Annotated in this window: 29 protein-coding genes; 23 read left to right on the top strand and 6 right to left on the bottom strand. The window is 68.1% G+C overall.

Annotated features, from left to right (window positions below; genetic code table 11):
• Positions 1–14: 14 nt before the first annotated feature.
• Positions 15–632 carry a ParA family protein gene (locus tag AC3EF3_RS16595; protein WP_488533248.1) on the bottom strand — a complete coding sequence of 206 codons (618 nt, stop codon included), beginning with the start codon at positions 630–632 and terminating at the stop codon, positions 15–17.
• A gap of 41 nt (positions 633–673) precedes the next feature.
• On the opposite strand from AC3EF3_RS16595, the gene kefF reads away from it, so the two are divergent.
• Both kefF and kefC read left to right on the top strand, forming a co-directional pair.
• Positions 674–1,297, top strand: coding sequence for a glutathione-regulated potassium-efflux system oxidoreductase KefF (gene kefF / locus AC3EF3_RS16600; RefSeq protein ID WP_488533249.1), 624 nt, complete (start codon positions 674–676; stop codon positions 1,295–1,297).
• Entirely contained in the window at positions 1,297–3,138 is a 1,842-nt protein-coding gene (gene kefC / locus AC3EF3_RS16605) for a glutathione-regulated potassium-efflux system protein KefC (RefSeq protein ID WP_488533250.1), read from the top strand. Before kefF ends, kefC begins: the two co-directional genes overlap by 1 nt.
• On the opposite strand, the gene AC3EF3_RS16610 is transcribed toward kefC, so the two are convergent.
• Positions 3,135–3,890 (bottom strand): sulfite exporter TauE/SafE family protein, encoded by a 756-nt coding sequence (locus tag AC3EF3_RS16610; protein ID WP_488533251.1) that lies wholly within the window; start codon positions 3,888–3,890, stop codon positions 3,135–3,137. The genes kefC and AC3EF3_RS16610 overlap by 4 nt on opposite strands.
• 5 nt (positions 3,891–3,895) lie before the next feature.
• The gene (locus AC3EF3_RS16615) at positions 3,896–4,909 is read right to left on the bottom strand and encodes a LacI family DNA-binding transcriptional regulator (RefSeq protein WP_488533252.1); all 1,014 of its coding nucleotides are present in this window, start codon (positions 4,907–4,909) and stop codon (positions 3,896–3,898) included.
• Between the two features lie 101 nt (positions 4,910–5,010).
• Between AC3EF3_RS16615 and AC3EF3_RS16620 the strand changes: the two genes are divergently transcribed.
• The 6 genes from AC3EF3_RS16620 to AC3EF3_RS16645 are packed head-to-tail and all read left to right on the top strand — an operon-like array spanning position 5,011 to position 9,916.
• Positions 5,011–5,871, top strand: a complete 861-nt coding sequence (locus AC3EF3_RS16620; RefSeq protein WP_488533253.1) for a dioxygenase family protein — start codon at positions 5,011–5,013, stop codon at positions 5,869–5,871.
• An 8-nt stretch (positions 5,872–5,879) separates the two neighbouring features.
• Entirely contained in the window at positions 5,880–6,644 is a 765-nt protein-coding gene (locus AC3EF3_RS16625; RefSeq protein ID WP_488533254.1) for an SDR family NAD(P)-dependent oxidoreductase, read from the top strand.
• 7 nt (positions 6,645–6,651) lie between these two features.
• Positions 6,652–7,545, top strand: coding sequence for a beta-keto acid cleavage family enzyme (locus AC3EF3_RS16630; RefSeq protein WP_488533255.1), 894 nt, complete (start codon positions 6,652–6,654; stop codon positions 7,543–7,545).
• Positions 7,546–7,556: 11 nt separating this feature from the next.
• Positions 7,557–8,546, top strand: a complete 990-nt coding sequence (locus tag AC3EF3_RS16635) for a quinone oxidoreductase family protein (protein WP_488533256.1) — start codon at positions 7,557–7,559, stop codon at positions 8,544–8,546.
• A 12-nt stretch (positions 8,547–8,558) separates the two neighbouring features.
• Positions 8,559–8,942, top strand: coding sequence for a cupin domain-containing protein (locus AC3EF3_RS16640; protein ID WP_488533257.1), 384 nt, complete (start codon positions 8,559–8,561; stop codon positions 8,940–8,942).
• Positions 8,939–9,916: a tripartite tricarboxylate transporter substrate binding protein gene (locus tag AC3EF3_RS16645; RefSeq protein ID WP_488533258.1), complete on the top strand. Its 978-nt coding sequence runs from the start codon at positions 8,939–8,941 to the stop codon at positions 9,914–9,916. The genes AC3EF3_RS16640 and AC3EF3_RS16645 overlap by 4 nt, the downstream gene beginning before the upstream one ends.
• Here the strand turns inward: AC3EF3_RS16645 and pcaF are convergent.
• Positions 9,913–11,118 carry a 3-oxoadipyl-CoA thiolase gene (pcaF, locus tag AC3EF3_RS16650; protein ID WP_488533259.1) on the bottom strand — a complete coding sequence of 402 codons (1,206 nt, stop codon included), beginning with the start codon at positions 11,116–11,118 and terminating at the stop codon, positions 9,913–9,915. The genes AC3EF3_RS16645 and pcaF overlap by 4 nt on opposite strands.
• Before the next feature lie 41 nt (positions 11,119–11,159).
• On the opposite strand from pcaF, the gene AC3EF3_RS16655 reads away from it, so the two are divergent.
• Positions 11,160–11,591 (top strand): DUF1841 family protein, encoded by a 432-nt coding sequence (locus AC3EF3_RS16655; protein ID WP_488533260.1) that lies wholly within the window; start codon positions 11,160–11,162, stop codon positions 11,589–11,591.
• A gap of 105 nt (positions 11,592–11,696) precedes the next feature.
• Here the strand turns inward: AC3EF3_RS16655 and AC3EF3_RS16660 are convergent, their stop codons facing one another.
• The gene (locus AC3EF3_RS16660) at positions 11,697–12,377 is read right to left on the bottom strand and encodes a c-type cytochrome (protein ID WP_488533261.1); all 681 of its coding nucleotides are present in this window, start codon (positions 12,375–12,377) and stop codon (positions 11,697–11,699) included.
• An 88-nt stretch (positions 12,378–12,465) separates the two neighbouring features.
• Here AC3EF3_RS16660 and AC3EF3_RS16665 point away from each other — a divergent pair, with 88 nt between their 5' ends.
• The 5 genes from AC3EF3_RS16665 to AC3EF3_RS16685 are packed head-to-tail and all read left to right on the top strand — an operon-like array spanning position 12,466 to position 16,940.
• Positions 12,466–13,308 carry an AAA family ATPase gene (locus AC3EF3_RS16665; RefSeq protein WP_488533262.1) on the top strand — a complete coding sequence of 281 codons (843 nt, stop codon included), beginning with the start codon at positions 12,466–12,468 and terminating at the stop codon, positions 13,306–13,308.
• A gap of 44 nt (positions 13,309–13,352) precedes the next feature.
• Positions 13,353–14,219 carry a hypothetical protein gene (locus AC3EF3_RS16670; RefSeq protein ID WP_488533263.1) on the top strand — a complete coding sequence of 289 codons (867 nt, stop codon included), beginning with the start codon at positions 13,353–13,355 and terminating at the stop codon, positions 14,217–14,219.
• Between the two features lie 8 nt (positions 14,220–14,227).
• The gene (locus tag AC3EF3_RS16675) at positions 14,228–14,821 is read left to right on the top strand and encodes a GNAT family N-acetyltransferase (RefSeq protein WP_488533264.1); all 594 of its coding nucleotides are present in this window, start codon (positions 14,228–14,230) and stop codon (positions 14,819–14,821) included.
• Positions 14,818–15,756, top strand: a complete 939-nt coding sequence (locus AC3EF3_RS16680; RefSeq protein ID WP_488533265.1) for a CPBP family intramembrane glutamic endopeptidase — start codon at positions 14,818–14,820, stop codon at positions 15,754–15,756. The genes AC3EF3_RS16675 and AC3EF3_RS16680 overlap by 4 nt, the downstream gene beginning before the upstream one ends.
• On the top strand, positions 15,750–16,940 hold the full coding sequence (locus AC3EF3_RS16685; RefSeq protein ID WP_488533266.1) for a vWA domain-containing protein: 1,191 nt from the start codon (positions 15,750–15,752) through the stop codon (positions 16,938–16,940). The genes AC3EF3_RS16680 and AC3EF3_RS16685 overlap by 7 nt, the downstream gene beginning before the upstream one ends.
• On the opposite strand, the gene AC3EF3_RS16690 is transcribed toward AC3EF3_RS16685, so the two are convergent.
• On the bottom strand, positions 16,900–18,396 hold the full coding sequence (locus AC3EF3_RS16690) for a RimK family ATP-grasp domain-containing protein (protein WP_488533267.1): 1,497 nt from the start codon (positions 18,394–18,396) through the stop codon (positions 16,900–16,902). The genes AC3EF3_RS16685 and AC3EF3_RS16690 overlap by 41 nt on opposite strands.
• A 210-nt stretch (positions 18,397–18,606) precedes the next feature.
• On the opposite strand from AC3EF3_RS16690, the gene AC3EF3_RS16695 reads away from it, so the two are divergent.
• From AC3EF3_RS16695 to AC3EF3_RS16735, 9 genes are all read left to right on the top strand, one after another.
• Positions 18,607–19,059, top strand: a complete 453-nt coding sequence (locus AC3EF3_RS16695; protein WP_488533268.1) for a PAS domain-containing protein — start codon at positions 18,607–18,609, stop codon at positions 19,057–19,059.
• A 17-nt stretch (positions 19,060–19,076) separates the two neighbouring features.
• On the top strand, positions 19,077–20,324 hold the full coding sequence (frc, locus tag AC3EF3_RS16700; protein WP_488533269.1) for a formyl-CoA transferase: 1,248 nt from the start codon (positions 19,077–19,079) through the stop codon (positions 20,322–20,324).
• Between the two features lie 108 nt (positions 20,325–20,432).
• Positions 20,433–20,741 (top strand): HAD family hydrolase, encoded by a 309-nt coding sequence (locus AC3EF3_RS16705; protein WP_488533270.1) that lies wholly within the window; start codon positions 20,433–20,435, stop codon positions 20,739–20,741.
• Between the two features lie 49 nt (positions 20,742–20,790).
• A complete protein-coding gene (locus tag AC3EF3_RS16710; protein WP_488533271.1) occupies positions 20,791–21,558 on the top strand; it encodes a fumarylacetoacetate hydrolase family protein in 768 nt (255 codons plus the stop codon).
• A gap of 34 nt (positions 21,559–21,592) precedes the next feature.
• Positions 21,593–22,630 (top strand): ketopantoate reductase family protein, encoded by a 1,038-nt coding sequence (locus AC3EF3_RS16715; RefSeq protein ID WP_488533272.1) that lies wholly within the window; start codon positions 21,593–21,595, stop codon positions 22,628–22,630.
• Positions 22,627–24,048 (top strand): pyruvate kinase, encoded by a 1,422-nt coding sequence (gene pyk, locus AC3EF3_RS16720; RefSeq protein WP_488533273.1) that lies wholly within the window; start codon positions 22,627–22,629, stop codon positions 24,046–24,048. The genes AC3EF3_RS16715 and pyk overlap by 4 nt, the downstream gene beginning before the upstream one ends.
• Positions 24,042–25,181 (top strand): Re/Si-specific NAD(P)(+) transhydrogenase subunit alpha, encoded by a 1,140-nt coding sequence (locus AC3EF3_RS16725; RefSeq protein WP_488533274.1) that lies wholly within the window; start codon positions 24,042–24,044, stop codon positions 25,179–25,181. Before pyk ends, AC3EF3_RS16725 begins: the two co-directional genes overlap by 7 nt.
• A gap of 8 nt (positions 25,182–25,189) precedes the next feature.
• Positions 25,190–25,498 carry an NAD(P) transhydrogenase subunit alpha part 2 gene (locus AC3EF3_RS16730; protein ID WP_488533275.1) on the top strand — a complete coding sequence of 103 codons (309 nt, stop codon included), beginning with the start codon at positions 25,190–25,192 and terminating at the stop codon, positions 25,496–25,498.
• The gene (locus AC3EF3_RS16735; protein ID WP_488533276.1) at positions 25,495–26,913 is read left to right on the top strand and encodes an NAD(P)(+) transhydrogenase (Re/Si-specific) subunit beta; all 1,419 of its coding nucleotides are present in this window, start codon (positions 25,495–25,497) and stop codon (positions 26,911–26,913) included. The genes AC3EF3_RS16730 and AC3EF3_RS16735 overlap by 4 nt, the downstream gene beginning before the upstream one ends.
• Positions 26,914–26,916 lie beyond the last annotated feature (3 nt).

Consider the following 26,916-nt stretch of genomic DNA (forward strand, 5'->3'; position numbering starts at 1 on the left):
GCGCCGTGCAGGCTTCAGTTGTCGAGCCAGCGACAGATCGCCTGCCACTGTTCCAGGTCGCGCTCGACCCGCCCCGGCGTCACGTCGAACAGCGTGAGCCCGCGCGCGGCCAGGTGGATGTAGTTCTGCGTGTGGCGCAGGTAGCCGAGCACCGGCAGGCCCAGTCCGTCGACGAACTCGTGCAATTTGTCGGCCGCGATGGTGCGCGGGTCCACCCGCATGCCGACGATGCCGACCTGCTTCTTGCTCACCTTGTGCAGCGCGGCCAGCTCGTCGAGGAAATGGCGGGTGGCGTAGATGTCGAAGATGCTCGGCTGCAGCGGCACGATCACCTTGTCGGCGATCTCGACCACGCGCTGCAGCGGCTTGCCGTACAGGCCGGCGGGCGTGTCGAGCACCACGTGGCTCGTTCCCTTCGGCGGCTTGGCGAGCTTGTCGTCGCCGACGTCCCAGCTCGCGATGGTGCGCGCCGCGGCTGGACGCAGGCCCAGCCACAATCGCGAGGACTGCTGCCGGTCCGCGTCGCCGAGCATCACCGTGTGCCCCTGGCTCGCGAAATAGCCCGCGATGTTGGTCGCGAGCGTGGACTTGCCGACACCGCCTTTGGGATTCGCAACAACCACGACTGGCATGATGGCTACCTCCGGGTTCCGCCTTGCGCTATGTTACCGGTATGGATGAGCAGGCCCAACAAGATTCGAAAAAGACGCTCGTGCTCGCCGCGCACCCCAACTGGCGGGAGTCGCGGGTGAACCGGCGCCTGCTCGAGACCGCGCGGGGCCTGCCGGGCGTGCAGGTCCAGGACCTCTACGGCCTCTATCCCGACTTCGACATCGACGTTCCCGCCGAACAGGATGCGGCGTCGAAGGCGCAGCTGATCGTGCTGCTGCACCCGATCCAGTGGTATTCGATGCCGCCGCTGCAGAAACTGTGGTTCGACGAGGTGCTCGCGTACGGGTGGGCCTACGGGCACCTGGGCACGGCGTTGCAGGGCAAGGACCTGTGGCTGGTCGCGACCACGGGCGGCCCCGAGAGCTCGTACCACCCGCAAAGCTACAACCGCTACTTCTTCGACGCCTTCCTGCCGCCCTACGAGCAGACCGCGACGCTGTGCGGCATGCGCTTCCTGCCGCCGCTCGTGCTGCACGGCGCGCGCCGTGCCTCCGACGACGCGATCGCGCAGCACGTGGAGGTGTTCGAGCAGCGGCTGCGCTCCTACCCGGACTGGCCCGAGATCGAGGACCTGCCCGCCTGCCCCGCCTGCGACGTCCCCGAAACCGACCGGCCGACGCCCTGATGGACCATTTGCCCGCCTGGCTGTCCCACACGCTCGTGTACCTGAGCGCCGCCGTGATCGCCGTGCCGCTCGCGCGCGCCGTCGGGCTGGGATCGATCATCGGCTACCTGGCCGCGGGCATTGCCATCGGACCGTGGGGAATCGGCATCGTCAGCAATGTCGAGGACATGTTGCACTTCGCCGAGTTCGGCGTGGTCCTGATGCTGTTCCTCGTGGGCCTGGAGCTGGAGCCGCAGCGCCTGTGGAACCTGCGCCGGCCGATCTTCGGTTGGGGCACGGCGCAGGTGCTGTCGTGTGCCGCGCTTCTGTGTGCGGTGGCGATCGCCCTGGGCGTGCCCTGGCGCGTCGCGCTGGTGGCCGCGCTGGGCCTGGCGCTGTCGTCCACGGCCATCGCGCTGCAGGTGATGGGCGAGCGCAACCTCTTGCCCACATCCAGCGGGCAGGCGGCCTTCTCGATCCTGCTGTTCCAGGACGTCGCCGCGATCCCGATTCTCGCCCTCTTGCCGCTGCTCGGCGGCGTGGCCGATGCCAACGACGGCAACCGCGGCTTCGAGGCGCTGCGCATCGTCGGCGTGATCGCGGTGATCGTGCTGGGTGGCCGCCTGGCGCTGCGGCCGCTCCTGCGCTGGATCGCCAAGAGCCGCACGCCGGAGATCTTCACCGCCGCCTCGCTGCTGCTGGTGGTCGCGATCGCGGCGCTGTGCCAGCTCGCCGGTCTGTCGATGGCGCTGGGCGCGTTCCTCGCCGGCGTGCTGCTGGCCGAAAGCGAATTCAAGCGCGAGCTCGAAACCGACATCGAGCCCTTCAAGGGCCTGTTGCTCGGCCTCTTCTTCATCGCGGTGGGCATGAGCATCGACTTCGGCGTGCTGGCGAAATCGCCCTGGCAGATGGCCGCGATCGTGATCGGCTTCATGGCCCTGAAGGCCGCGGTGATCTACCCGATCGGCCGCGCCATGGGCATTCCGCTGCAGGAGCGCCCGATCTTTGCGCTGCTGCTCGCGCAGGGCGGCGAATTCGCTTTCGTCGTGTTCCAGGCTGCGGCCGGCGCGAAGGTGATGACGCCCGAAACGTCGTCGCTCCTGATCGGCGCCGTCGCAGTGTCGATGCTGGTGTCCCCCGTGCTGCTGGTCGTCATCGACAAATGGCTGCTGCCGCGCTGGGCAGATTGCGGCGTGCCGCAACTGGAGGAGATCAGCGAGCCGCAGAACGCGCCGGTGATCATCGCGGGCTTCGGGCGCTACGGCCAGATCGTCGCCCGGGTGCTGGCCGCGCAGGGCGTCGGGTCAACCGTGCTCGACCACGACGCCGACATGGTCGAAGCCGCGCGCGCCTTCGGCTCGAAGGTGTTCTACGGCGACGCCACTCGTCTGGACCTGCTGCGCACCGCGGGCGCGGAAAGCGCGAAGGTGATCGTCATCGCCGTCGACGACGTCGGCCAGTCGCTCGCGATCATCGATCTGGTGCACGAGCATTTCCCGCACCTGGAATTGGTGGCGCGCGCCCGCGACGTGACGCACTGGAACAAGCTGCGCGATCGCGGCGTGATGCGAGTGGATCGCGAGCTGTTCGAGTCCAGCCTGCGCACCGGGCGCGGCGTGCTCGAGATCCTGGGCGTTCCGCCGGGCGAGGCGCGGCGCCAGGCCATGCGCTTCCGCCGGCACAACCTGCAGCTGTTCGAGGAGATGTATCCGCACTACAAGAACCGCAGCAAGCTGATCGCCGTGGTCAAGGAAGGCCGGCGCCAGTTCGAGGAGCAGATGGCGCAGGAGCGCATCGAGCAGGCGCAGCGCCGGCGCGAGGGCGGCGAGGGCCCGACCTGGGGCGAGGAACGCCGCCCCTAATTGAAGCCGTCGTAGACCAGCTTCACGCCGGTCAGGAACATGCCGATGTAGATCAGCCGGTAGAACAACCGCGGCTGGATGCGATGCGCGAGCCGCACGCCGACCCACACCCCCAGCGGCGCGAGCGGCATCAATGCGAGCGAGGTCGCCATGTTGCGTCCGTCGAGCAGGCCGAGCCAGGCGTACGGGATCCACTTGCTCAGGTTCACGACGAAGAAGTAGGCGGCCATCGTCGCGGTGAACACCAGCGGCGACAGGCGCATCGGGATCACGTACGCATTGACCGGCGGGCCGCCCGCATGCGAGACGAAGCTCGTGAAGCCCGAGGTGACCGTGAGCAAGGCGCCAGCCCACCTGGGCGGATGCGCACTGTCCGGCCGCGGCGGGAACGCGAGGCGCTGCGCGAGGAACAGCAGCGTGAACACACCGACGATGCCGGCCACGGTTTTCGAATCGAGATAGCGGAACGAGAGCGCCCCGACCAGCGTACCGACGATGCCCAGCGGCACGAGGAAGCGGATCAGCGCCCAGTCGAAATGGCGGCGGAACGCCGCAAGACCCATCACGTCCATCGCGAAAAGGATGGGCATGAAGATCGCCGCCGCCTGCGGCACGGGAATCGCCAGCGCCATCATCGGCACGGCGAGCGAGCCGAAGCCCGCGCCGAAGCCGCTCTTGCTCACGCCCATGAGCAGCACGGCCGGGACCGCCGCGGCGTAGAACCACGGGTCGGTGATGAGCGGCCAATCCATCGCGATCAGGAAGCGCGCGTCGAGGCGCGCACCACCAGCTCGGGGCGCAGGACCACGGTCGCGGCGGACAGCTGGTCGCCGTCCAGCCCTTCGAAGAGCAGCTGCGCCGCGCGCCAGCCCAGTTCGCGATGCGGCAGGCGGATGGTCGTGAGGGGCGGTGCGACCATGTCGACCAGCGGCATGTCGTTGTGGCCCGTGACGCTGATGTCCTTCGGGATGCGCAGCCTGGCCTGGGCGATGGCGTCGTAGGCGCCGAGCGCCACCAGGTCATTGCAGCAGACGACCGCATCGGGCCGCTCACGCGCGGCAAGAAGCTGCTGCATGGCCGCGCGCCCCGCTTCGCGGCTGTAGGAATCGCACACCGCGACACCGGCGGACTTCACGCGGCGCTCCCGCAGCGCCAGCTCGAACCCGTGCAGGCGGCCGGCGCCGGTGGGGAGGTCCTGCGGACCCGCGAGGTGCGCGATGCGCCTGCAACCGGTGTCCAGCAGGTGATCGACGGCGAGCTTCATCGCGAGCCGGTCGTCGCTCACCACCGAGGGCAGCCGGCCCGATTCGTCGGCGCGGTTCACCATCACGGCCGGGACGCGCTGCCTGACGAGGAAATCCACCAGCGGGTCCTTGCGCGAGGCGATGGCGAGCACCACGCCGTCGACCTGCTGCGCCAGCATGCGCTCGAGCACCGGCTGGGCCAGCGCGCTCGCCGCGACGTTGGCGACCAGCACGAAGAAGCCACGCGCGGCGGCGCAGGCCTCGATGCCTTCCAGGATCGGCGGGAACACCGGGTTGGTGATGTCGGGCACCAGCACGCCGATGGTGTGCGTGCGCCCGGTGCGCAGCGCCGAGGCCGCCCGGTTGGGCCGGTAACCCAGGCGCCGCGCGGCCGCTTCGATCGTTTCCGTGACTTCCGCGCTCACGCTGCCGCGCCGGCGCGGGTCGAGCGCGCGCGACACGGTGGAGACGTGCACGCCGGCGGCCTGGGCCACGTCGCGGATGGAGACTGTTCGCTGGGAGGACATGGCTGCAACCGTTTGCTCGATTGTGCCAGAACAAGCCCAGCGATTTCGCTGGTTGACGCCAGTGCAAACGTTTGCATAGAATCGCGCCCGGAGCACACCCGATGATCACTGCCCCCGAGACCGTTATCGATGCCGTATTGGCCGCCAGCGAGCGCACCCCCGACCCGCGGCTGCGCGAGCTGATGGCCTCGCTGACGCGCCACCTGCACGCCTTCGCGCTCGAGACCCGGCTCACGGAAGCCGAGTTCGAACACGCGCTGGATTTCATCGTGCGCATCGGCCAGGCGAGCGGCGACAAGAAGAACGAAGTCGTCCTTGCGGCGGACCTCCTCGGCGTGTCCACGGTGGTCGCACTGCAGAACAACCTCGTGCCCGGCGGCGAGAGCGTCGCCGCGCTGCTCGGCCCGTTCTGGCGAGCCGATGCGCCGCTGTGCGCGGCCGGCGAGAGCATCGCCCGCGGCGACACCCCCGGCGTGCCGCTCGAGGTCGAAGGGGTCGTGCGCGACGAACAGGGGGCTGTGCTGGCCCACGCCGTGGTGGATGTGTGGCAGGCCTCGCCCGCAGGCCTGTACGAGAACCAGGATCCCGAACAGCCCGACATGAACCTGCGCGGGCGCTTTGTCGCCGACGCCCAAGGCCGCTATCGCTTTCGCACCGTCGTACCCGCGGGCTATCCCGTGCCGACCGACGGGCCCTGCGGCGAGTTGCTGCGCGCGCAGCGCCGCCACCCGAACCGGCCGGCACACCTGCATTTCATGGTGAGCAAGCCGGGCTACAAGGTGCTGGTCACGCAGGTCTTCGCCGACACGGACGAGAGCCTCGAGACCGACCCGGTGTTCGGCGTGACGCGCGCGCTGGTCGGGCGCTTCGAGCTCGACGCGCAAGGCGCGCAGGCCCGCCTGCAGCACGATTTCACGCTGCAGCCGGGCGAGACGGTGTACCCGAAGCCGCCGATCCCCTGAAAGACGACATGCCCCACTCACCGCTTTCCCGACTGGACGGCCAGGTCGCCGTGATCGCCGGCGGCGCCGGCGCGATCGGCTTCGCGACCGCCGCGCGGCTCGCCGCGCTCGGCTGCACCTGCGTGCTCCTGCACCGGCGCGACCGTGCCGAGGTACAGGCGCAACTGCGCGCCCTCGCCCCCACCTCGCCGGCGCACGGCGAACTGCACGCCGACATCGTCGACAGCGCATCGCTGAAGGCCGCCGCCGCCGAAGTCAAGGCGCGGTGGAAACGCTGCGACATCCTCGTGAACTCCGCCGGATTCACGAAGCCGGTGCCCGCGGGCGACCTCGAGGCCCTGGACGACGACCTCATCGACCGCCTGATGCAGGCGAATTTCCGCGGCGCGTTCGCGACGATCCGCGCGTTCGCCCCGCTGCTCAAGCAGACCGGCGAGGCGCTGGTCGTCAACGTGTCGTCGATCGCGGCATTCACCGGCACCGGCAGCAACCTCGCCTACGTCGGCGCCAAGGCGGCGCTCGACGCCGTGGGCGATGCGCTGGCCCGCGCACTCGCGCCGGCGATCCGCGTCGTCTCTGTCTCGCCCGGCGTCGTCGAATCGGGCTTCGTGCCCGGACGCGGCCCCGATTTCAACGCCAAGGCGGCGGAGGGCACGCCGCTCAAGCGCGTCGGCCAGCCCGATGACGTCGCAGCCGCCATCGAGGCCCTCGCCACCACCCTTCGCTTCGTCACCGGCACGCGCCTCGTCGTCGACGGCGGCCGCCACCTCTGAAAGCACCATGCCGCTTCCCGATCCCTTCGCCCACAAGACCGTCATCACCTGCGCGGTGACGGGCAACCTCGTCAAGCCCGAGCAGACGCCGCACCTGCCGATCACGCCGGCGCAGATCGCCAGCGAATGCCTGGCGGCCGGCGAAGCCGGCGCCGCCCAGGTGCACATCCATGTGCGCAACCCGGAGAACGGGCGGCCGTCGATGGAGATCGACCTCTATCGCGACGTGATGGACCGCATCCGCCGCGAGAACCGCGAGCTGATCATCAATCTCACGACCGGCCCGGGCGGACGCTTCGTGCCCAGCGAGGAAGACCCGAAGATCCACGCCCCCGGCACGACGCTGCTGCCGCCGGAAAGGCGCGTGGAGCACATCGCGCAGCTCAGGCCGGACGTGTGCTCGCTCGATCTGAACACGATGAACTCCGGGCCCGACGTGGTGATCAACACGCCGCGCAACGTGCGGCGCATGGCCGCCGTGATCCGCGCCGCGGGCGTGAAACCCGAACTCGAGATCTTCGACAGCGGCGACATGCACCTTGCGCTGGACCTGATCGCCGACGGCACGCTCGAGGGCCCCGGCATGTGGACGCTCGTCACCGGCGTGAAGTACGGCTTCGCACCGGCGCCGCAGACGCTGCTCTACGCGCGCGACATCCTGCCGGCCGGCGCCTTCTGGTCGGCGTTCGGCATCGGCCGCATGGAGTTCCCGATGGTGGCGCAGGCATGGCTCGCCGGCGGGCACGTCCGCGTGGGCATGGAGGACAACATCTACCTCGAGAAGGGCGTCCTCGCCACGAGCAACGCGCAACTGGTGGCCAAGGCGCGCGACATGGTCAAGGCGCTGGGCGGCACCATCGCCACTCCGCGCGAGGCGCGCGCGATGCTGAAGCTCGCGTGATGAACGCCCGCATGAACGATGACCAACTCGGCCAGGCCGTTCGCGTGCCGGCCCGCGCCGAATCGATCCACGCCTTGCAGGTCGAACTCGCGCCTTCGCGGCAGCGCGTCGTGGGTCCGGGCCGCGCCCTGGTGCGCGTGCACGCTGCAGCGGTGAACCCGAGCGACGCCAAGGCGACGCTGGGCCTGATGCCGCAGGCGGTCTTCCCCCGCACGCCCGGCCGCGATTTCGCCGGCACGGTGGTGGAAGGCCCCAGCGAGTGGATCGGCCGTGATGTGTATGGCTCGGGCGGCGATCTCGGCATCACGCGCGACGGCTCGCACGCGCGCTTCCTGGAGCTGCCGGTCCAGGCCCTGCGCGCCAAGCCGGCCAACCTGCCGATGGAAGAAGCGGGCGCCGTGGGCGTTCCCTTCGTGACGGCCTACGAGGGTTTCCGACGCAGCGGCATGCCGGAAGCGGGGCAGGTGGTGCTGGTGCTCGGGGCCAATGGCAAGGTCGGCCAGGCGGCGGTCCAGCTCGCGGCGCAGGCCGGTGCGCGCGTGATCGCCGTGCAGCGCAAGCCGGGGCCGTTCGCCGGGTTTGCCAGCGCACCGGTCGAGGTGATCGACGCCAGCCGCGAGGACGTAGCGGGCTGCGTGCGCGAGCTCACGCAGGGACGCGGCGCCGACATCGTCTTCAATACCGTCGGCAGCGCCTACTTCGAGGCGGCCAACCGCGCGATGGCCAAGGGTGCGACGCAGATCTTCATCGCGACGCACGAGCGCGCCGTGCCCTTTGACATCTTTTCCTTCTACCGCGGCATGCACACCTATGTCGGCGTCGATTCGCTCGGCATGGATTGCGTGGCGTCCACGGCGCAGCTCGATGCGATGCGCGAGGGCTTCGAGCGCGGCACGCTCAGGCCCTTCCCCGTCGCGCGGGCCTATCCGCTGTCGGAAGCGAAGGCGGCTTACGTCGCGGTGCTGGGCGGGTCGGCCGACCGCATCGTGCTGCAACCCTGAGCAGGAACGGCCATGCACGTCACGCGTTTCGACCAAGCCCGGCCGTATGAAGCCCCGAACCACTTCGACATGCGCTGCCTGCGGCTGCAGGGCAAGGAAGCCGGGCCGTCATCGCAGATGTGGATGGGCCTGAGCCAGTTGCTGCCCGGCGGGCGCACGACGCTCGATCCGTCGCCCATGGAAAAGCTCTATCTCGTCGTCGAGGGCGAAGTGACGATGGTCGGCGAGGTGCAGGGCCGGCAGGAGCGCGCGACCCTCGGCCGGCTGGACTCGTGCCGCTTCGCGCCGGGCGAGGCGCGCCAGCTGCTCAATGAAACCAACCGGCCGGCGATGGTCGTGCTCGTGATGGCGAACACGCCCGCGGCGCTGGAAACCACCCCCAAGGAGACACCATGAACCCGAGCTTCCCGAATCGCCGCCACGTCCTGGCGCTCGCCGCGGCGGCCTGCGCGCCGGCATCGTTCGCCCAATCCGACTGGCCGCGGGGACAGCCGATCAAGCTGATCGTGCCGTTCTCGCCCGGCAGCGGCACGGACATCGTGGCGCGCGTGGTCGCCGAACGCCTGGGTCCGGCCCTGGGCACCAACGTCATCGTGGAGAACCGCGCGGGCGCCGGCGGGACCATCGGTGCGGCGATCGTGGCCAAGGCGCCGGCCGACGGGTACACGCTGCTCGTGCATTCGGCGGGGCACCTGGTGAACCCGTGGATCTACCCCAACCTGCCTTACGACACCGTGAAGGACTTCGCCGGCGTGACGCCGCTGGCCGCGCTGCCGAACGTGCTCGTCACGCCGCCGAACCGTTTCAAGGACGTGGCCGACCTCGTCGCCCAGGCCAAGGCCCATCCCAACAAGCTGAACTACGGCTCGGCCGGCAACGGTTCGGCGACGCACATGAATGCCGAGGTGTTCCGCCACGCCGCCGGCATCCAGGCGCTGCATGTCCCGTTCAAGGGCACGCCCGAAGCACTGACCGAGACCATGACCGGGCGCATCGACTGGTTCTTCGCACCGATGGTGTCCGCGCTGCAGCTGGTCAAGGAAGGGCGCCTGCAGGCGCTTGCCGTGGGCACGGCCAAGCGTTCCGATGCGCTGCCGCAGGTCCCGACCACGGTCGAAGCGGGCGTGCCGCATTCCGAATACCAGTTCTGGGTCGGCATGTTCGCGCCGGCGAAGACGCCGCGGGCCACGGTCGACCGGCTTCACGACGAGATCGCCAAGATCATGGCGAACGCCGAGGTGAAGGCGCGCCTGGACAAGCTCGGCGCCGAACCCATGGTGATGGCGCCCACTGAGTTCGACGGGTTCATCGCCGATCAAACGGCGAAATCGCAGCAGATCGTGCGCGCCGCCGGGATCAAGGCCAGCTAGACGCGCTCGAGGATCACCGCGATCCCCTGCCCCACGCCGATGCACATCGTGCACAGCGCGTAGCGCCCGCCGCTGCGGTGCAACTGGCTCACCGCGGTGGTCGCGAGCCGCGCCCCGGAGGCGCCCAGCGGATGCCCCAACGCGATCGCGCCGCCGTTCGGGTTCACGCGCGCATCGTCGTCCTTCAGCCCCAGCATGCGCAGCACCGCCAGGCCCTGCGCGGCGAAGGCTTCGTTCAGCTCGATCACGTCGATCTGATCGAGCGTGAGGCCCGTGAGTGCCAGCACCTTCTGCGTGGCCGGCGCCGGGCCGGTCCCCATCACGCGCGGCGGCACGCCGGCCGTGGCCATGCCGACGACGCGCGCCTTGGGCGTGAGGCCGTGCTTCGCGGCCGTGGCTTCGTCGGCGACCAGCAGCGCGCAGGCGCCGTCGTTGACGCCGCTGGCGTTGCCGGCTGTGACAGTGCCGTCGGGCCTGACCACGCCCTTGAGCCTGGCGAGCGCCTCCATGCTGGTTTCGCGCGGGTGCTCGTCGCGGTCGACGACGATCGCCTCGCCCTTCTTCTGCGGGATCGTCACCGGCGTGATCTCGCCCGCGAAGAAGCCGGCCTTCTGGGCGGCCACGGCCTTCAGCTGCGAGGCCAGCGCCATAAGGTCCTGCGCCTCGCGCTCGATCCTGTAATCGGCGGCGACGTTCTCGGCCGTCTCGGGCATGGAGTCCACGCCGTAGCGCTCCTTCATCAGCTTGTTGACGAAGCGCCAGCCGATGGTGGTGTCGTACACGGCGTTGTTGCGCGAGAAGGCGCTCTCGGCCTTGGGCATGACGAAAGGGGCGCGGCTCATGCTTTCGACGCCGCCGGCGATCATCAGGCTCGCCTCGCCTGCCCTGATCGCACGGGCGGCCGTGCCCAGCGCATCGAGGCCCGAGCCGCACAGGCGGTTCACCGTGGCGCCAGGCACTTCATGCGGCAGGCCCGCCAGCAGCAGCGCCATGCGTGCGACGTTGCGGTTGTCCTCGCCCGCCTGGTTGGCGCAGCCGTAGATCACGTCGGTGACGGCCTGCCAGTCGACCTTGGGGTTGCGCGCCACCAGCGCCCGGATCGGGATGGCGCCGAGGTCGTCGGTGCGCACGGACGACAGCGCGCCGCCGTAGCGGCCGAAGGGGGTGCGGATCGCGTCGCAGATGAAGGCTTGCTGGGTCATGGCGGGATTTTCACGCGTTTTCGCGTGCTACGCTGTGCCGCATGTTCAATCCCTCGCAGGACGACGTGCGCCGCTTCTTCTGCGGCGTGCAGGCGAAGACGCAGGCCGGCCAGCCGATGGATGCGCTGGAGACGCTCGCGGGCCAATGGATCACGGAGCACCCCGAATACGCCGCGGACCTTGCCGACGAGCAGGCGGCGCTCGCGCGCCGGTATGACGGCGGCGATGGCCGAACGAACCCGTTCCTGCACCTCTCCATGCACCTGTCGATCAGCGAGCAATGCTCGATCGACCAGCCGCGCGGCATCCGCCAGGCGGTGGAACTGCTCGCGGCGCGCCGCAACTCGCTGCACGAGGCGCACCACGAGGCGATGGAGTGCCTGGGGCAGATGCTGTGGGAGAGCCAGCGCTCGGGTCGGCCGCCGGACGGGGCGGCTTACGTCGAGTGCGTTCAGAAACGCGCGACGCGCTGAAACCCGGAACGCAAAGGGCGGAAAGAAAGCGCAAAGGACGCAAAAGAATTTCTTCCTTTGCGTCCTTTGCGGATCTTCGCGAACTTTGCGTTCGGCTGTTGTGGCTCAATGATTGTGGAAGCGGCTCTCCGGAACGATCTTCAGTTCGCTGTCGAGCGAGCCGATGTACTGGGCGAGCGCCTTCAGTTCGTTGTTGCTGAACTGCTTGGCCATCGCGCCCATGATCGCGTTGTTGCGGCCCACGGCCGGGTTGTTCTCGGTCTTGTACGCCTTCAGCGCGACGAAGAGGTAGTCCGTGTGCTGGCCGGCGATCTTCGGGTAGCTCGGGTCGATCGGCTTGGAGAAGTTGGCGCCGTGGCACGACATGCAATTGGCCTTCTTCAGCAGCGCATCGACTTGCGCATCCGGCTGCTTGGCCGCCTGCTCGGGCAACTTGGTCTCGCCCGCGAGTTGCGAGTAGTACTTCGCGATGTCGGCGATGTCCTGGTCCGACAGCGAACCGGCGATGGCGCGCATCGTCGGGTGCTTGCGATCGCCACTGCGGTACGCGTTGAGCGCGGCGGCGATGTACTTCTCGCTCTGGCCGGCGATCATCGGCACCTGGTACACCTCGGGGAAGCTCGATTTGTAGCCGATGATGTTGTGGCATCCCATGCACATCGCGGTGCGCGCTTCGATGGACTTGGCGCCGGCGGCGGGCTGGGCGGCGGCGGGCGCCTGGGCTTGCGCCGTCAAGGTCACGCAAGCGACAGTGGCGGCAAGGAACGCGGAGAACAGGTTCTTCATTTTGCGGGCAGAATCTGAACGTGAGGTCTGCTTGAGGTCAACACGGGATTATATCGACCGATATCGACCGCCCTTTCCACGATCCGCCATGAAATTCCAAGGCTCCCAGAACTACGTCGCGACCCAGGACCTGATGCTCGCGGTGAACGCGTCCATCACCCTCAAGCGTCCGCTGCTCGTCAAGGGCGAACCCGGCACCGGCAAGACGATGCTGGCCGAGGAAGTCGCCACGGCGCTGAACATGCCGCTCCTGCAGTGGCACATCAAGTCCACCACCAAGGCGCAGCAGGGCCTGTACGAATACGACGCCGTCTCGCGCCTGCGCGATTCGCAGCTCGGCGACGAGCGCGTCAAGGACATCCACAACTACATCGTCAAGGGCGTGCTGTGGCAGGCCTTCACGGCCGACCAGCCGGTCGCGCTGCTGATCGACGAGATCGACAAGGCCGACATCGAATTCCCGAATGACCTGCTGCGTGAGCTCGACCGGATGGAGTTCTACGTGTACGAGACGCGCGAGCTGGTGCGCGCCAGGCACCGGCCGCTCGTGTTCATCACGTCGAACAACGAGAAGGAACTGCCCGACGCCTTCCTGCGCCGCTGCTTCTTCCACTACATCAAGTTCCCCGACGCGGACACGATGAAGCAGATCGTCGACGTGCACTTCCCGTCCCTCAAGAAGGACCTGCTCGCCGCAGCGATGAAGACCTTCTACGACGTGCGCAATCTGCCGGGCCTCAAGAAGAAGCCGTCCACGAGCGAGCTGCTCGACTGGCTCAAGCTCCTGGTCGCCGAGGACATCCCGGTCGCCGCGCTGCAAAGCAAGGACGACAAGGTCGCCGTGCCGCCGCTCGTGGGCGCGTTGCTGAAGAACGAGCAGGACGTCACGCTCTTCGAAAAGCTCGTGTTCATGCAACGCCACAATCGATGACGCTCGTGCGACCCATTCGGAAGCGCGTCCTGGCCTGCAGCTGGATGCTCCTCGTCGGCGCAGGTGCCCAAGCACAGGCCCCTGCTCCTGCGACCGGCCTGCAGGCAAGCTGCGCGGCATTGCCTGCAGTGTCCACCGACGCCAGGGAACTCGCATTGCGCTCCCAATGTGTGCTGTTGCGGCTGCTGCCGAGCGAGCATCCGTTTGCCGACGCCCGCGCGTTCGCGCGGCAGTCGATGCAGCTGGGGGACCCGGCAGGGGGCTTCATGCTCTACACGGCATTCAGCGCGGACCCGGAGAACAGCTATTTCGTCGGTGGCCGAGCCGATATGGAAGCGTACAAGCGGCTCGCCGCGCGGCCGCTGGAAAAACGGGGGGAGCAGATCGAAGCCCTGGACGCCTTGGCGTTCGCCGCATCGAAGGGCCATGTGAATGCGGCCACGACGCTCGCGTTGTATTTCTTCGAAACCAGCGCACCGCGCAATGTCGAGCGCGCGCGGAATTTGACCGCCCTGCTGCTGCGCAACGGCGAACGCAGTCCGACCCTGGAGGGTATTGCCAACCAATCGCAATTGGTGAACCGGCTCGCGCCCGATACCAAGGCCTCGGTCCGCGCGTTCGTCGATGCTTACCGGATGGCCGGCGCCGCAGCCCTGTTCGAGTACAAGCGCGGCGGCGGGGCATCCTGCGACAAGTCCACTCTCAAATCGGCCCGCGGCAGCGAGATCGAGGACGCCCAATACCTGCCACTCACCTTCCGCTCGGTGCAATCGACGTATTTGCTCAAGGGCAGCTGGACCGAGACCTGGCTGTTTTCGGTGTGCGAGCGCGAGATTCCGATCGACGTCCGTTTCCAGGCAGATGGCTGGGGTGGCGCCACCTTTGCGGCGGCCGCCCAGCAGCACTCCTGATTGCACACATGCGTAAACCCGAGCCCGTCACTCTCGAAACGCCGCAGTTGCGGCTGGAGCCGATGACGCGCGCGCATGTCGCCGGCCTCGAGGAAGCCGCGCGCGACGGCGAACTCTGGAACCTGCGAATCACCTCCGTGCCCGCGCCGGGCGAGGCGGAGCGCTACGTCGACACCGCGCTGAAGGGCCTGGAAGAAGGGCACATGCTGCCCTTCGTCGTGCGCGACATCGCCAGTGGCCGCGTGATCGGGACCACGCGCTACCACGACATCGTGCCGGCGATCGAGCGGCTGGAGATCGGCTACACCTGGTACGGCAAGAGCTGGCAGCGCACGCATGTCAACACCACCTGCAAATTGCTGCTGATGACGCACGCCTTCGAGACGCTGGGCGCGAAACTCGTCGGCTGGCGCACCGACAACTACAACTTCGCCAGCCAGCAAGCGATCGAGCGACTGGGCGCGAAGAAGGACGGCGTGCTGAGGCACCATGCCTTGCGGCGGGACGGCACGGTGCGCGACACGGTGATGTACAGCCTGACGGCGGGCGAGTGGCCCGAGGTGAAAGCGCACCTGCACTATCAACTGGCGAAGCCGCGATGACGGCCGTCGTCGCGTTTGCCACCCCGCAAAGCGCGCCGAAGTGGAAGCGCCGCCTGGTGTACTCGCCCGTGGCGCGCATCGTGATCTTCGTCGTGCTCGTCGCGCTGGCGCTGTGGCTGATGAACCTGGGCGCCGCGGCGCTGGGCTACAACACGAAGGACTCGCCGGCGCTGGCCCGGCGCACCTCGATCTTCCTGCGCCAGCTCGTCCCGTTCATCGGCGCTTACCTGGTCCTCGTTTACGCGATCGAGCGGCGCAGGCCGGTGGAACTCGCGTGGCGCAAGGTGCTGCCGGACGGCGCGCTCGGCCTGGCGCTGGGCGTGATCTTCATCTCCAGCGTGGTGTCCGTGCTGTGGCTGGCCGGCAGCTACGAGGTGACGGGCACGAATCCCGCAGTCGACTGGGTGAGCCCCCTGCTGCTCGCGGGGCTGGGCACGGCGATCGCCGAGGAGATCGTCTTCCGCGGCATCCTGTTTCGCATCACCGAGGAGGGCCTGGGCACCTGGCCGGCGCTCCTCATTTCCGCCCTGTTCTTCGGCGGCGTGCACATCATGAACAAGGGTGCCACGGTGTGGAGCTCGGTCGCGATCGCCGTCGAAGCCGGCGTGCTGCTGGGCCTGGCCTACCACCTCACCCGCTCGCTGCCGCTGGTGATGGGCATCCACATGGGCTGGAACTTCGCGCAGGGCACGGTGTTCGGCATCCCGGTCTCCGGCCACGGCGACAGCGGTTTCCTGGTCTCGATACGGCCCGGGCCGGAGTGGCTCTCGGGCGGCGACTTCGGCGCGGAGGCCTCGGTGGTCGCGGTGCTGATCAGCCTGATCGCCTCGGCAGCGATGCTCGCCGCGGCGCGCCGGCGCGGCACCATCGTCCTGCATTCGCGCAGGCGCCGCCACATAATGGACGCAGCCCGCACCGGGAGCGCCGCATGCTGATCGATTTCTTCTACACGCTGCGCAGCGCCAAGCTGCCCGTCTCGGTCAAGGAGTACCTCACGCTGCTCGAGGCACTCAAGCAAGGCGTGGTCGGCCCCGGCAGCGACGACGGCTATTCGCTCGACGATTTCTATTACCTCGCCCGCACGTCGCTGGTGAAGGACGAGAAGCACTACGACAAGTTCGACCGGGCCTTCGCGTCCTACTTCAAGGGCGTGGAGATGGTGGCGGACTTCACCAAGGACATCCCGCTCGAGTGGCTGCGCAAGAACCTCGAGCTGGAGCTCTCGCCCGAGGAGAAGGCCATGATCGAGGCGATGGGCTGGGACGAGCTGATGGAGACGCTCAGGAAGCGCTTCGAGGAGCAGAAGGAGCGGCACGAGGGCGGCAACCGCATGATCGGCACCGGCGGCACCTCGCCCTTCGGCGCCTACGGCTTCAACCCGCAGGGCATCCGCATCGGGCAGGACAAGGGCCGCAACAAGAGCGCGGTGAAGGTGTGGGACCAGCGCGCCTACAAGGATTACGACGACTCGCAGGAGCTGGGCACGCGCAACATCAAGGTCGCGCTGCGGCGCCTGCGCAAGTTCGCGCGCGAGGGCTCCGAGGAAGAACTGGACCTGGACGACACGATCAAGTCCACGGCCGCGAACGCCGGGTACCTCGACATCAAGATGGTGCCCGAGCGGCACAACAACGTGAAGGTGCTGCTCTTGATGGACGTGGGCGGCACCATGGACGAGCACATCCACCGCGTCGAGGAGATGTTCTCGGCCGCCAAGGCGGAGTTCAAGCACCTGGAGTTCTACTACTTCCACAACTGCGTGTACGACTTCATGTGGAAGAACAACCGCCGGCGCTTCTCGGAGAAGTTCCCGACCTGGGACATCATCCGCAAGTACAACAAGGACTACAAGCTGATCTTCGTCGGCGACGCGACGATGAGTCCTTACGAGATCCTGCAGCCGGGCGGCAGCGTCGAATACAACAACGAGGAAGCCGGCGCCGAATGGCTGCAGCGCCTGACCCACGCCTTCCCGAAGTTCGCATGGATCAACCCCGAGCCGCAGGGCGTGTGGCAGTACCGCCAGTCGATCAGCGTGATCCAGCAGCTGGTGAACCAGCGCATGTACCCGCTCACGATCAAGGGGCTGGAAGAGGCGATGCGCCTGCTGTCGAAGTGACGCGCCGCTTCTGCCCGATCCTGCGCGCGAACACGCCCAGGATCTCGCGGTAGAGCGCGTCGCCGAGGATCTGGTCCTCGTTACCGGCGTCGATGTTCGGGTTGTCGTTCACCTCGATCAGGTAGCACTGCTCGCCGGCCTGCTTCAGGTCCACGCCGTACAGGCCGCGTCCGATCAACTGGGTCGCGCGCAACGCCGTATTCACCACGACCTCGGGCACCTCGCCGACCGCCAGCGCGATCGTGTCGCCTTCGACGCGGCCGCCCGCGCTGCGCTTGATGATCTGCCAGTGGCCGGGCGCCATCTGGTACTTGGCCGCGTAGAGCGCGCGTCCATCGAACACGCCGATGCGCCAGTCGAACTGCGTCGGCAGCCACTCCTGCGCGATGAGCAGCTCGGAGCGCTCGAACAGCTGCTGCGCCCTCGCCGCCAGTTCTTCGGCGCTTTCGATCTTCTTGACACCCAGGCCGAAGCCGCCGTCGGGCTCCTTGAGGATGCACGGCAGCCCCAGGGCGGGCACCACCTGGTCGAGGTTGTCGCGATGGACCATCAACGTCCTGGGCACCGGGACATGGTGGCGCGCCATCAGCTCGTTCAGGTACACCTTGTTCGTGCACTTGACGATGGAATCCGGGTCGTCGACCACGGGCAGGCCGAGCGCTTGCGCGCGGCGCGCGAATTCGTAGGTGTAGTGGCCCACGTTGGTCGTCGTGCGGATGAACAGCGCGTCGAACTCCGGCAGCCGCCCGATGTCGTCCGGCCCGATGATCTGCGCCGTCAGGCCCACCACGGGCGCGATCTCGACGAACTTTCGCAGAGCCGCGTCGTTGGACGGTCGATCCACCTCCCGCGCGTCGCACAGGATGGCCAGCTTCGGTGAGCGGCCCGTCGCCAGTTCCGCGGCTTCGCGCCTGTCGCCGGTGACGAATGCCGTGGCGGCTTCGAGCAGGACGGCGCGCTGGCGCGAAGGCACGTCCGACACGCCGATCGCGGCGATCTTCTCCAGCTTCCACGCGCCGCCCTGGCGGCGGAACCAGCAGCGCAGCAACGGCGCCCGCGACCGGGTGAACAACTGCTGTGCGATCGCGCCGTGCGACTGGCTGGGGTCGCGGCCAAAGTAGGCATCGATCTCGAACACGTCGCTTGCCGCATCGCGCAGCGACTCGCGCGCCAGCTCCTCGAGTTCGGCGGACAGCGCCTGCACGTAACCCTCGGACTGCAGGTCCTCGAGCGTCTTCACCTCCGGCAGCGGCCGATGCCCGCGCGCCTCGGCCAGCAGGGAAACGTAATAGCCGCGGCCCTGGTAACGGTCGGCGCGGCACAGGTTGACCACCTGCGCATCCATCCCGTCGCCGTACGCCGCGTCCGTGAGGTACGTGCGCGCCGTGACCACGCTCGAGCCGGGAATCTCGAACGGCCACTGCTGCACGCGATCGACCACGAAGAGGATGCCCATGAAATGCACAATGCGCCGGCTGGCCGTCGTTGCGGGCAGGCGCGCACCGCATGGCTGTGTCGGCGCGCGCGGGCATTTGGACTGCGAGATGGATCAGTAAGCGCTACTTTTTTTTGAAACTTGACGGCGGTCAACGGCCGCGGACAGCCCCGGGCCGCACAGTCGCAACGGGGCCCGCGATGCAGGGCCGCAGTGCATTAGGAGACACGTGTGAGCGGGAACATCGATTACGGGCAGCTGGTGCAATCCATGGGTGACGCGGTGGTCGTCGCCGACACTTCCGGGACCATCGTGGTGTGGAACCCCGCGGCCACCCGCATCTTCGGCTTCACCGAGCAGGAGGCCCTGGGCCGCCCCCTCGACCTCATCATCCCCGAGCGCCAGCGCGGTCGCCACAACGAAGGCTATGCCAAGACCGTCGCGACCGGCCAGACGCGCTACGGCACCTCGCTGCTGCGCGTGCCGGCCACGCACAAGGACGGACGGCGGCTGTCGATCGCCTTCACCGTGTGCCTGCTCACCGGCCAGGACGGAAAAGTCGAAGGCGTGGGCGCGGTGATCCGCGACGAGACCGCGCGCTTCGAGGAAGACCGCGAACTGCGCAAGCGCCTCACCGAACTCGAAATGGCCGCCCGCGCCGGCGCGTCCAAGAGCACGGTTTGAAAACGGAGAACAAGACCATGGAAAAAGCACTCAGCGGCGTTCGCATCCTGGACTTCACGCACGTGCAGTCCGGCCCCACCTGCACCCAGCTGCTCGCGTGGTTCGGCGCGGACGTGATCAAGGTGGAGCGGCCCGGCGAAGGCGATGCCACGCGCGGCCAGCTGCGCGACATCCCGGACGTGGACAGCCTGTACTTCACGATGCTCAACCACAACAAGCGGTCGATCACGCTGAATGCGAAGACGCCCAAGGGCAAGCAGGTGCTGGAGTCGCTGATCAAGCACTGCGACGTGCTGGTCGAGAATTTCGCGCCCGGCGCGATGGAACGCATGGGGCTGTCGTGGGAACACATCCACGCACTGAACCCGCGCATGATCGTCGGTTCCGTCAAGGGCTTCGGTCCCGGCCGCTACGAGGACTGCAAGGTCTACGAGAACGTCGCCCAATGCGCCGGCGGCGCGGCTTCGACCACCGGCTTCGAGGACGGCCCGCCGGTGGTCACGGGCGCGCAGATCGGCGACAGCGGCACCGGCCTGCACCTGGCGCTGGGCATCGTCACGGCCCTCTACCACCGCACGCATTCGGGCCGCGGCCAGAAGGTACTCGCGCCCATGCAGGACGCCGTGCTGAACCTGTGCCGCGTGAAGCTGCGCGACCAGCAGCGCCTGGAGCGCACGGGCGAGCTGCGCGAGTATCCGCAGTACCCCGAGATCGAATTCGGCGAAGCCGTGCCGCGCGCCGGCAACGCCTCGGGCGGCGGCCAGCCCGGCTCCATCCTGAAGTGCAAGGGTTGGCAGAAGGACCCGAACGCCTACATCTACTTCATCACGCAAGCCGCCGTCTGGCCCGCGATCTGCAAGGTGATCGGCGAGGAGAACTGGATCACCGATCCGCACTTCGCCACGCCGCAGGCCCGCCTGCCGCACCTGAAGATGATCTTCGCCCGGATCGAGGAGTGGACCAAGACCAAGACCAAGTTCGAGGCGATGGACATCCTGAACGAGTACGACATCCCTTGCGGCCCCATCCTGTCGATGAAGGAGATCGCCAGGGACGAGGCACTGCGTGCCACCGGTACCGTCGTCGAGGTCGAGCACCCGGCGCGCGGCAAGCACCTCACCGTGGGCAACCCGATCAAGCTCTCCGACAGCCCGACCGAAGTCACGCGCGCGCCGCTGCTGGGCGAACACACGGAAGAGATCCTGAGCGAGCTCGGCTATGCGGCGAGCGACGTGGAACAGCTGCGCAAGGAAGGCGCGATCTGATGCGTGCGCGAACCATCACCTCGCGTGGATGGTCTGCATAAAAACAATTGACTGTCATTTATGCGCCCCGCTTCCTACAGTCTCTTCAACCCATTCGAGGAGACGACCATGATGAACGACTTGCCGCCCGCCCTGGCCCATCCCGAGGCCGCGCGCGAAGCCTACAACGCCGCGTTCTACGAGCTCGGCCTGCGCTGGCACTGGGACGAGGACACCTACGCCGCGCTGCTCCAGCACAGCAGCGACCCGCAGGCTCGCATCCACCACTACCTGCAATCGCGCCAGCCGCACCTGCTCAAGGCCTACGACGCGGACTTCCTTGCGGCAGCGATCCACGAGCGGATGCTGCGCTACAAGCCCTGCGCGCAGCGGGCCTTCGACTGGTCGCAGGCCGCGGCCTGCCAGGTCGGCATCTGACCCCACGCTGCCCCCCGGAAGCGGCCATTCGACTGAAAGGAATGCATTGATGTACGCACGTTGGATCCGTTTCCGGGTCGACGGTGCCGAAGCCTTCGGCACGCTCGAGGGCGAACGCGTGGTCGAACACTACGGCCACCTCTTCGCCATGAACGCGCCCTCGGGCCGCACTTTCGCGCTGGCCGACGTGCAGCTGCTGATGCCGGTGCAGCCGACCAAGGTGATCGCGCTGTGGAACAACTTCGGCGAGCTGCGTGCGAAGCTGAACCTCGCGTATCCCGAGGAGCCGCTGTACCTGCTGAAGTCGCCCAACTCGTGGAGCGCGCACGGGGTGGACATCCCGCCGCCGCGCGGCGGCGGCAAGGTGGCGTTCGAAGGCGAGCTCGGCATCGTGATCGGCAAGCGCTGCACCGCGGTGAGCGAAGGCGAGGCCATGAACTACGTGTTCGGCTACACCTGCGCCAACGACGTGACGGTCGCCGACATCCTGTTCCGCGACGCCTCGTTCGCGCAATGGACGCGCTCCAAGGGCCTGGACGGCTTCTGCCCGATCGGCCCGGTGGTCGCTTCGGGGATCGACCCGACGAAGCTCGTGGTCCGCACCGTGCTGGACGGCGTGGAGCGCCAGCGCTACCCGATCAGCGACATGACATTCTCGGTGGCCCAGCTCGTGAGCCGCATCTCCATGGACATGACCCTGCTGCCCGGCGACGTGATCCTGTGCGGAACGTCGGTCGGTGTCGGCTCGATGAAGCCGGGCAGCCTGGTCGAGGTGGAGATCGAAGGCATCGGCCGGCTGGCCAACCGCTACGGCTGACGCCGCGCAGATTTCAAACTCGAGGAAACTCCCCATGAAGATCGCAATCATCGGAGCGGGCGCCATCGGTGGCCTGCTCGGCGCGAAGCTCGCACTGGCCGGTGAAGACGTCACGTTCATCGTGCGCGGCCGCAACCTGGAAGCGATCCGCGAACGCGGCATCAAGCTCGTCACCGCCGACGGGCGCGAACATGTCGCGCGCGACGTGCAGGCCACCGACGACTACGCGGCCGCCGGCCCGCAGGACCTCGTCATTCCGGCGATGAAGGCCCACCAGCTGGAAGCGATCGTCGACCAGCTGCCGCACCTGCTGCACAGGGACACGGTGATCGTGCCGATGCAGAACGGCATTCCCTACTGGTATTTCCAGCGGCACGGCGGCCCGCACGAGGGCACGCGCGTGTCCAGCGTGGATCCGAACGGCCGCCTCGCGGCGCGGATCGATCCGGCGCGCGTGATCGGCTGCGTCGTGTATCCCGCCTCCGAACTCATCGGCCCGGGCGTGGTGCGCCACATCGAGGGCGAGCGCTTCCCGATCGGCGAGCTCGACGGCAGCGCGACCGAGCGCGTGCAGCAGATCGCGGCGACCTTCATCAACGCGGGCTTCAAGGCCCCCGTGCTCGACGACATCCGCGCCGAGGTGTGGCTCAAGCTGTGGGGCAACCTCACCTTCAACCCGATCAGCGCCCTCACGCATTCGACGCTGGTCGACATCTGCCAGTACCCGCTGTCGCGCGAACTGGCGGCGGCCATGATGACCGAAGCGCAGGCCGTCGCGCACAAGCTCGGCATCACCTTCCGCGTGTCGCTCGAGAAGCGCATCGCCGGCGCCGAGAAGGTCGGCAAGCACAAGACCTCGATGCTGCAGGACGTCGAAGCGGGCCGCGAGCCGGAGATCGACGCCCTGGTCGGCTCGGTGCTCGAGCTCGCGCGCATCACCGAAACGCCCGTGCCCCACATCGAGACGGTGCACGCGCTGGTCAAGCTGCTCGCGCGGACGATGGAGGAAACGAGCGGGCATGTGCGGCTGCACGGCACGGCCCCGGCTCACCAGGAAGCCGTGGCGGCATGAGACGCGCGCGCAACACCAAGATCGTCGCCACGCTGGGGCCCGCGAGTTCGGACGAAGCCACCTTGCGCTCGCTGTTCGAGCGCGGCGTCGACGTGTTCCGTTTCAACTTCAGCCACGGCACGCAACAGGACCACGCCGAGCGCCTGCGCATGGTGCGCCGCCTGGAGGAGCAGTACCGCCGCCCGATCGGCGTGCTGCTGGACCTGCAAGGCCCGAAGCTGCGCGTGGGCACGCTCACCGGCGGCAAGGCCGTGCTGGAGACCGGCGCGCGCTTTCGCCTGGACATGGATCCGGCGCCCGGCGATGCCGGCCGCGCGCCGCTGCCGCACCCGGAGATCTTCGCCGCGCTGACCGACGGCACCGAGCTGCTGCTCGATGACGGCAAACTGCGCCTGCGCGTCGAAAGCCACGGCGACGGCTTTGCCGAAACCCGCGTCGTCACCGGCGGCACGCTGTCGGATCGCAAGGGTGTGAACGTGCCCAGCGTGGTGCTGCCGCTGTCGCCGCTCACGGCCAAGGATCGCGCCGACCTCGCCTTCGGGCTGGAGCTGGGCGTGGACTGGGTCGCGCTGTCGTTCGTGCAGCGGCCCGAGGACATCGAGGAGGCGCGCGCCATCATCGGTTCGCGCGCCTGGATCATGGCCAAGATCGAGAAGCCCGCCGCGATGGACAGCCTCGATGCCATCGTGGACCTGTGCGACGGCCTGATGGTGGCGCGCGGCGACCTCGGCGTGGAACTGCCACCCGAGCGCGTGCCCGAGATGCAGCGGCGCATCGTGCAGTCCTGCCGGCGCGCGGGCAAGCCGGTCGTGGTCGCCACGCAGATGCTCGAGTCGATGCTCAATTCGCCGTCGCCCACGCGCGCCGAAGTCTCGGACGTCGCGAACGCGGTGTACGAAGGCGTCGATGCGGTCATGCTGTCGGCGGAATCGGCCTCGGGCCGCTACCCGGTCGAGGCCGTGGCGATGATGGACCGCATCGTCGCGCGCGTGGAAGACAGCCCGACGTACCGCACCGGCCTGGATGCCACGCACCAGCCGGCGCAGAACACGACCGCCGATGCGGTGTGCGCGTCGCTGCGCGAGGTGGCCGCGCTGCTCAAGCCGGCCGCCACCGTCACCTACACCGCTTCGGGCTTCAGCGCCCTGCGCGCGGCGCGCGAGCGTCCCGCCGGCCCGCTGCTGAGCCTCACGCCGTCGATCATCACGGCGCGCCGCCTCGCGATGGCCTGGGGTGTCCATGCCGTGCGCGTCGAGGACGTGCGCGACGTCAGCGAGATGCTGCAGCGCGCGGGACAGACCGCGCAATCCGAAGGCTTTGCCGCGGCGGGCGATCACATCGCCGTGGTGGCCGGCCTGCCCTTCGGCCACTCGGGCAGCACCAACCTGTTGCACGTGCACAAGCTCGCGTCATGCTGATCGGGATCCCGCGCGAAACATTGCCCGGCGAAACGCGCGTCGCCGTCACGCCCGAAACCGCGAGGAAGCTCGTCGCGCAAGGCCACACCCTCAAGCTCGAATCGGGTGCGGGTGTTGCCGCCAGCGCCACGGACGAGGCCTATCGTACGGTGGGTGTCGAGATCACCGACCACGCGGGCGCACTCGGCTGCGACCTCGTGCTGAAGGTGCGCCCACCGCAACCCGCCGAGATCGGGCTGATGAAGCCCGGCGCCGCGGTCGTCGGCATGCTCAATCCCTTCGACGCCGAAGGCCTGCAGCGCCTCGCCGCTGCGCAGCTCACCGCGTTCGCGCTCGAAGCCGCGCCGCGCACGACGCGCGCCCAGAGCATGGACGTGCTGTCGTCGCAGGCGAACATCGCGGGCTACAAGGCCGTGATGATCGCGTCGAATCTCTACCAGCGTTTCTTCCCGATGCTGATGACGGCGGCGGGCACCGTGAAAGCCGCGCGCGTCGTGATCCTGGGCGTCGGGGTCGCGGGCCTGCAGGCCATCGCGACGGCCAAGCGCCTGGGCGCAGTGATCGAAGCCTCGGACGTGCGTCCTTCCGTGAAGGAACAGGTCGAGTCGCTCGGCGCGAAGTTCATCGACGTGCCTTACGAAACACAAGAGGAGAAGGAAGCGGCTGAAGGCGTGGGCGGCTATGCGCGGCCCATGCCCCAAAGCTGGCTTGACCGGCAAAGGGCCGAAGTGGCCAGGCGCGTCGCGCAGGCCGACGTCGTCATCACCACGGCATTGATCCCCGGCCGCGTGGCGCCGGTGCTCGTGACCGAGGAGATGGTGAAGTCCATGAAGCCGGGGTCGGTGATCGTCGACCTGGCGGCGGCCGCGGGCGGCAACTGCGCCCTCACGTCGGGCGGTGCGACCGTGGTGCGCCACGGCGTCAGCATCGTCGGCGAGACCAACCTGCCCGCCCTGGTCGCGGCCGATGCGAGCGCACTCTACGCGCGCAACGTGCTCGACTTCCTCAAGCTGGTCCTCGACAAGTCGGGGCAGCTGCACATCGATCTCGACGACGACATCGTGGCCGCCTGCCTGGTCACGCGCTCCGCCGCGCCAGCCGCGCCGCGCGCGGACGCCGTCGCCACCGCCTGAAGTACCCCATGGAAGTCAGTCACACCCTCACCAACCTGATCATCTTCGTGCTGGCGATCTACGTCGGCTACCACGTCGTGTGGAACGTCACGCCGGCGCTGCACACGCCGCTGATGGCCGTGACCAATGCGATCTCCGCGATCGTGGTGGTCGGCGCGATGCTCGCCGCCGCACAGACCGACACCTGGGCCGGCCGCACCATGGGCATCCTCGCCGTCGCGTTGGCGGCCGTGAACATCTTCGGCGGCTTCCTCGTCACGCGGCGGATGCTCGAGATGTTCCGGAAGAAAGACAAGAAAGCGGGGGCCGGCCAATGAGCATGAACCTCGTCACGCTGCTGTACCTGCTCGCCTCGGTCTGCTTCATCCAGGCGCTCAAGGGGCTGTCGCATCCCACCACCTCCATCCGCGGCAACGTCTTCGGCATGGCCGGGATGGCGATTGCCGTGCTGACCACGGCCGCGCTGATCATCGAACTCTCCGGCCGCGGCAGTGGCATGGTCTGGGTGCTCGTCGGCCTCACCGCCGGTGGCGTGTACGGTGCCTATCGCGCGAAGACCGTGGAGATGACGAAGATGCCCGAGCTGGTGGCCTTCTTCCACTCCATGATCGGCCTGGCTGCGGTGTTCATCGCCATCGCCGCGGTGCTCGAACCGGCCGCGCTGCTGCGCGACCTGCTGGGCAACGACATCCCCAAGGGCAACCGTCTGGAGCTGTTCCTCGGTGCGGCGATCGGCGCCATCACCTTCTCGGGTTCGGTGATCGCCTTCGGCAAGCTCTCGGGCACCTACAAGTTCCGCCTGTTCCAGGGGGCGCCGGTGATGTTCCCCGGCCAGCACGTGCTCAACCTCGTACTCGGCCTCGCGACGATCGCGCTGGGCCTGGTGTTCATGGCCACGCAAAGCCTGCCGGCGTTCTTCCTGATGCTGGCGCTGGCCTTCGTGCTGGGCGTGCTGATCATCATCCCGATCGGCGGGGCCGACATGCCGGTGGTGGTCTCGATGCTCAACTCGTATTCGGGCTGGGCCGCGGCGGGCATCGGCTTCTCGCTGAACAACTCGATGCTGATCATCGCGGGCTCGCTCGTCGGTTCGTCCGGCGCGATCCTCTCGTACATCATGTGCAAGGCGATGAACCGCTCGTTCTTCAACGTCATCCTGGGCGGCTTCGGCCAGGAAGGCGGGCAGGCCGCCGGCAATGCGGTGCAGCGCTCGGTGAAGAGCGGCAGCCCCGACGATGCGGCCTTCATCCTGTCCAACGCCGAGAGCGTGATCATCGTGCCGGGCTACGGCCTGGCCGTGGCCCGCGCGCAGCACGCCGTGAAGGAACTCGTCGAGAAGCTCACGCACAAGGGCGTCAACGTGCGCTACGCGATCCACCCGGTGGCCGGCCGCATGCCGGGGCACATGAACGTGCTGCTCGCCGAAGCGGAAGTGCCGTACGACCAGGTGTTCGAGATGGAGGACATCAACGCCGAGTTCGGCCAGGCCGACGTGGCGGTGATCCTCGGCGCCAACGACGTGGTCAACCCCGCCGCGCTGCAGAAAGGCAGCCCGATCTACGGCATGCCGATCCTCGAGGCCTACAAGGCGAAGACCGTCATCGTGAACAAGCGCTCGATGGCCGCCGGCTACGCGGGCCTGGACAACGAGCTCTTCTACATGGACAAGACCATGATGGTCTTCGGCGACGCGAAGAAGGTTGTCGAAGAGGCCGTGAGGGCTGTAGAGTGATGG

Source organism: Ramlibacter sp. GS1-15 (genome assembly GCF_057785015.1).

Bases quoted from the DNA above. Each gene is read 5' to 3' on its own strand.
- pyk (WP_488533273.1), top strand. From the start codon at position 22,627: ATGAGACGCGCGCGCAACACCAAGATCGTCGCCACGCTGGGGCCCGCG.
- AC3EF3_RS16630 (WP_488533255.1), top strand. From the start codon at position 6,652: ATGCCGCTTCCCGATCCCTTCGCCCACAAGACCGTCATCACCTGCGCG.
- AC3EF3_RS16705 (WP_488533270.1), top strand. From the start codon at position 20,433: ATGATGAACGACTTGCCGCCCGCCCTGGCCCATCCCGAGGCCGCGCGC.
- AC3EF3_RS16645 (WP_488533258.1), top strand. From the start codon at position 8,939: ATGAACCCGAGCTTCCCGAATCGCCGCCACGTCCTGGCGCTCGCCGCG.
- AC3EF3_RS16710 (WP_488533271.1), top strand. From the start codon at position 20,791: ATGTACGCACGTTGGATCCGTTTCCGGGTCGACGGTGCCGAAGCCTTC.
- AC3EF3_RS16725 (WP_488533274.1), top strand. From the start codon at position 24,042: ATGCTGATCGGGATCCCGCGCGAAACATTGCCCGGCGAAACGCGCGTC.
- AC3EF3_RS16655 (WP_488533260.1), top strand. From the start codon at position 11,160: ATGTTCAATCCCTCGCAGGACGACGTGCGCCGCTTCTTCTGCGGCGTG.
- kefC (WP_488533250.1), top strand. From the start codon at position 1,297: ATGGACCATTTGCCCGCCTGGCTGTCCCACACGCTCGTGTACCTGAGC.
- AC3EF3_RS16640 (WP_488533257.1), top strand. From the start codon at position 8,559: ATGCACGTCACGCGTTTCGACCAAGCCCGGCCGTATGAAGCCCCGAAC.
- AC3EF3_RS16615 (WP_488533252.1), bottom strand. From the start codon at position 4,909: ATGTCCTCCCAGCGAACAGTCTCCATCCGCGACGTGGCCCAGGCCGCC.
- pcaF (WP_488533259.1), bottom strand. From the start codon at position 11,118: ATGACCCAGCAAGCCTTCATCTGCGACGCGATCCGCACCCCCTTCGGC.
- AC3EF3_RS16715 (WP_488533272.1), top strand. From the start codon at position 21,593: ATGAAGATCGCAATCATCGGAGCGGGCGCCATCGGTGGCCTGCTCGGC.
- AC3EF3_RS16635 (WP_488533256.1), top strand. From the start codon at position 7,557: ATGAACGATGACCAACTCGGCCAGGCCGTTCGCGTGCCGGCCCGCGCC.
- kefF (WP_488533249.1), top strand. From the start codon at position 674: ATGGATGAGCAGGCCCAACAAGATTCGAAAAAGACGCTCGTGCTCGCC.
- frc (WP_488533269.1), top strand. From the start codon at position 19,077: ATGGAAAAAGCACTCAGCGGCGTTCGCATCCTGGACTTCACGCACGTG.
- AC3EF3_RS16730 (WP_488533275.1), top strand. From the start codon at position 25,190: ATGGAAGTCAGTCACACCCTCACCAACCTGATCATCTTCGTGCTGGCG.
- AC3EF3_RS16690 (WP_488533267.1), bottom strand. From the start codon at position 18,396: ATGGGCATCCTCTTCGTGGTCGATCGCGTGCAGCAGTGGCCGTTCGAG.
- AC3EF3_RS16675 (WP_488533264.1), top strand. From the start codon at position 14,228: ATGCGTAAACCCGAGCCCGTCACTCTCGAAACGCCGCAGTTGCGGCTG.
- AC3EF3_RS16625 (WP_488533254.1), top strand. From the start codon at position 5,880: ATGCCCCACTCACCGCTTTCCCGACTGGACGGCCAGGTCGCCGTGATC.
- AC3EF3_RS16735 (WP_488533276.1), top strand. From the start codon at position 25,495: ATGAGCATGAACCTCGTCACGCTGCTGTACCTGCTCGCCTCGGTCTGC.
- AC3EF3_RS16610 (WP_488533251.1), bottom strand. From the start codon at position 3,890: ATGGATTGGCCGCTCATCACCGACCCGTGGTTCTACGCCGCGGCGGTC.
- AC3EF3_RS16595 (WP_488533248.1), bottom strand. From the start codon at position 632: ATGCCAGTCGTGGTTGTTGCGAATCCCAAAGGCGGTGTCGGCAAGTCC.
- AC3EF3_RS16620 (WP_488533253.1), top strand. From the start codon at position 5,011: ATGATCACTGCCCCCGAGACCGTTATCGATGCCGTATTGGCCGCCAGC.
- AC3EF3_RS16680 (WP_488533265.1), top strand. From the start codon at position 14,818: ATGACGGCCGTCGTCGCGTTTGCCACCCCGCAAAGCGCGCCGAAGTGG.
- AC3EF3_RS16665 (WP_488533262.1), top strand. From the start codon at position 12,466: ATGAAATTCCAAGGCTCCCAGAACTACGTCGCGACCCAGGACCTGATG.
- AC3EF3_RS16660 (WP_488533261.1), bottom strand. From the start codon at position 12,377: ATGAAGAACCTGTTCTCCGCGTTCCTTGCCGCCACTGTCGCTTGCGTG.
- AC3EF3_RS16670 (WP_488533263.1), top strand. From the start codon at position 13,353: ATGCTCCTCGTCGGCGCAGGTGCCCAAGCACAGGCCCCTGCTCCTGCG.
- AC3EF3_RS16685 (WP_488533266.1), top strand. From the start codon at position 15,750: ATGCTGATCGATTTCTTCTACACGCTGCGCAGCGCCAAGCTGCCCGTC.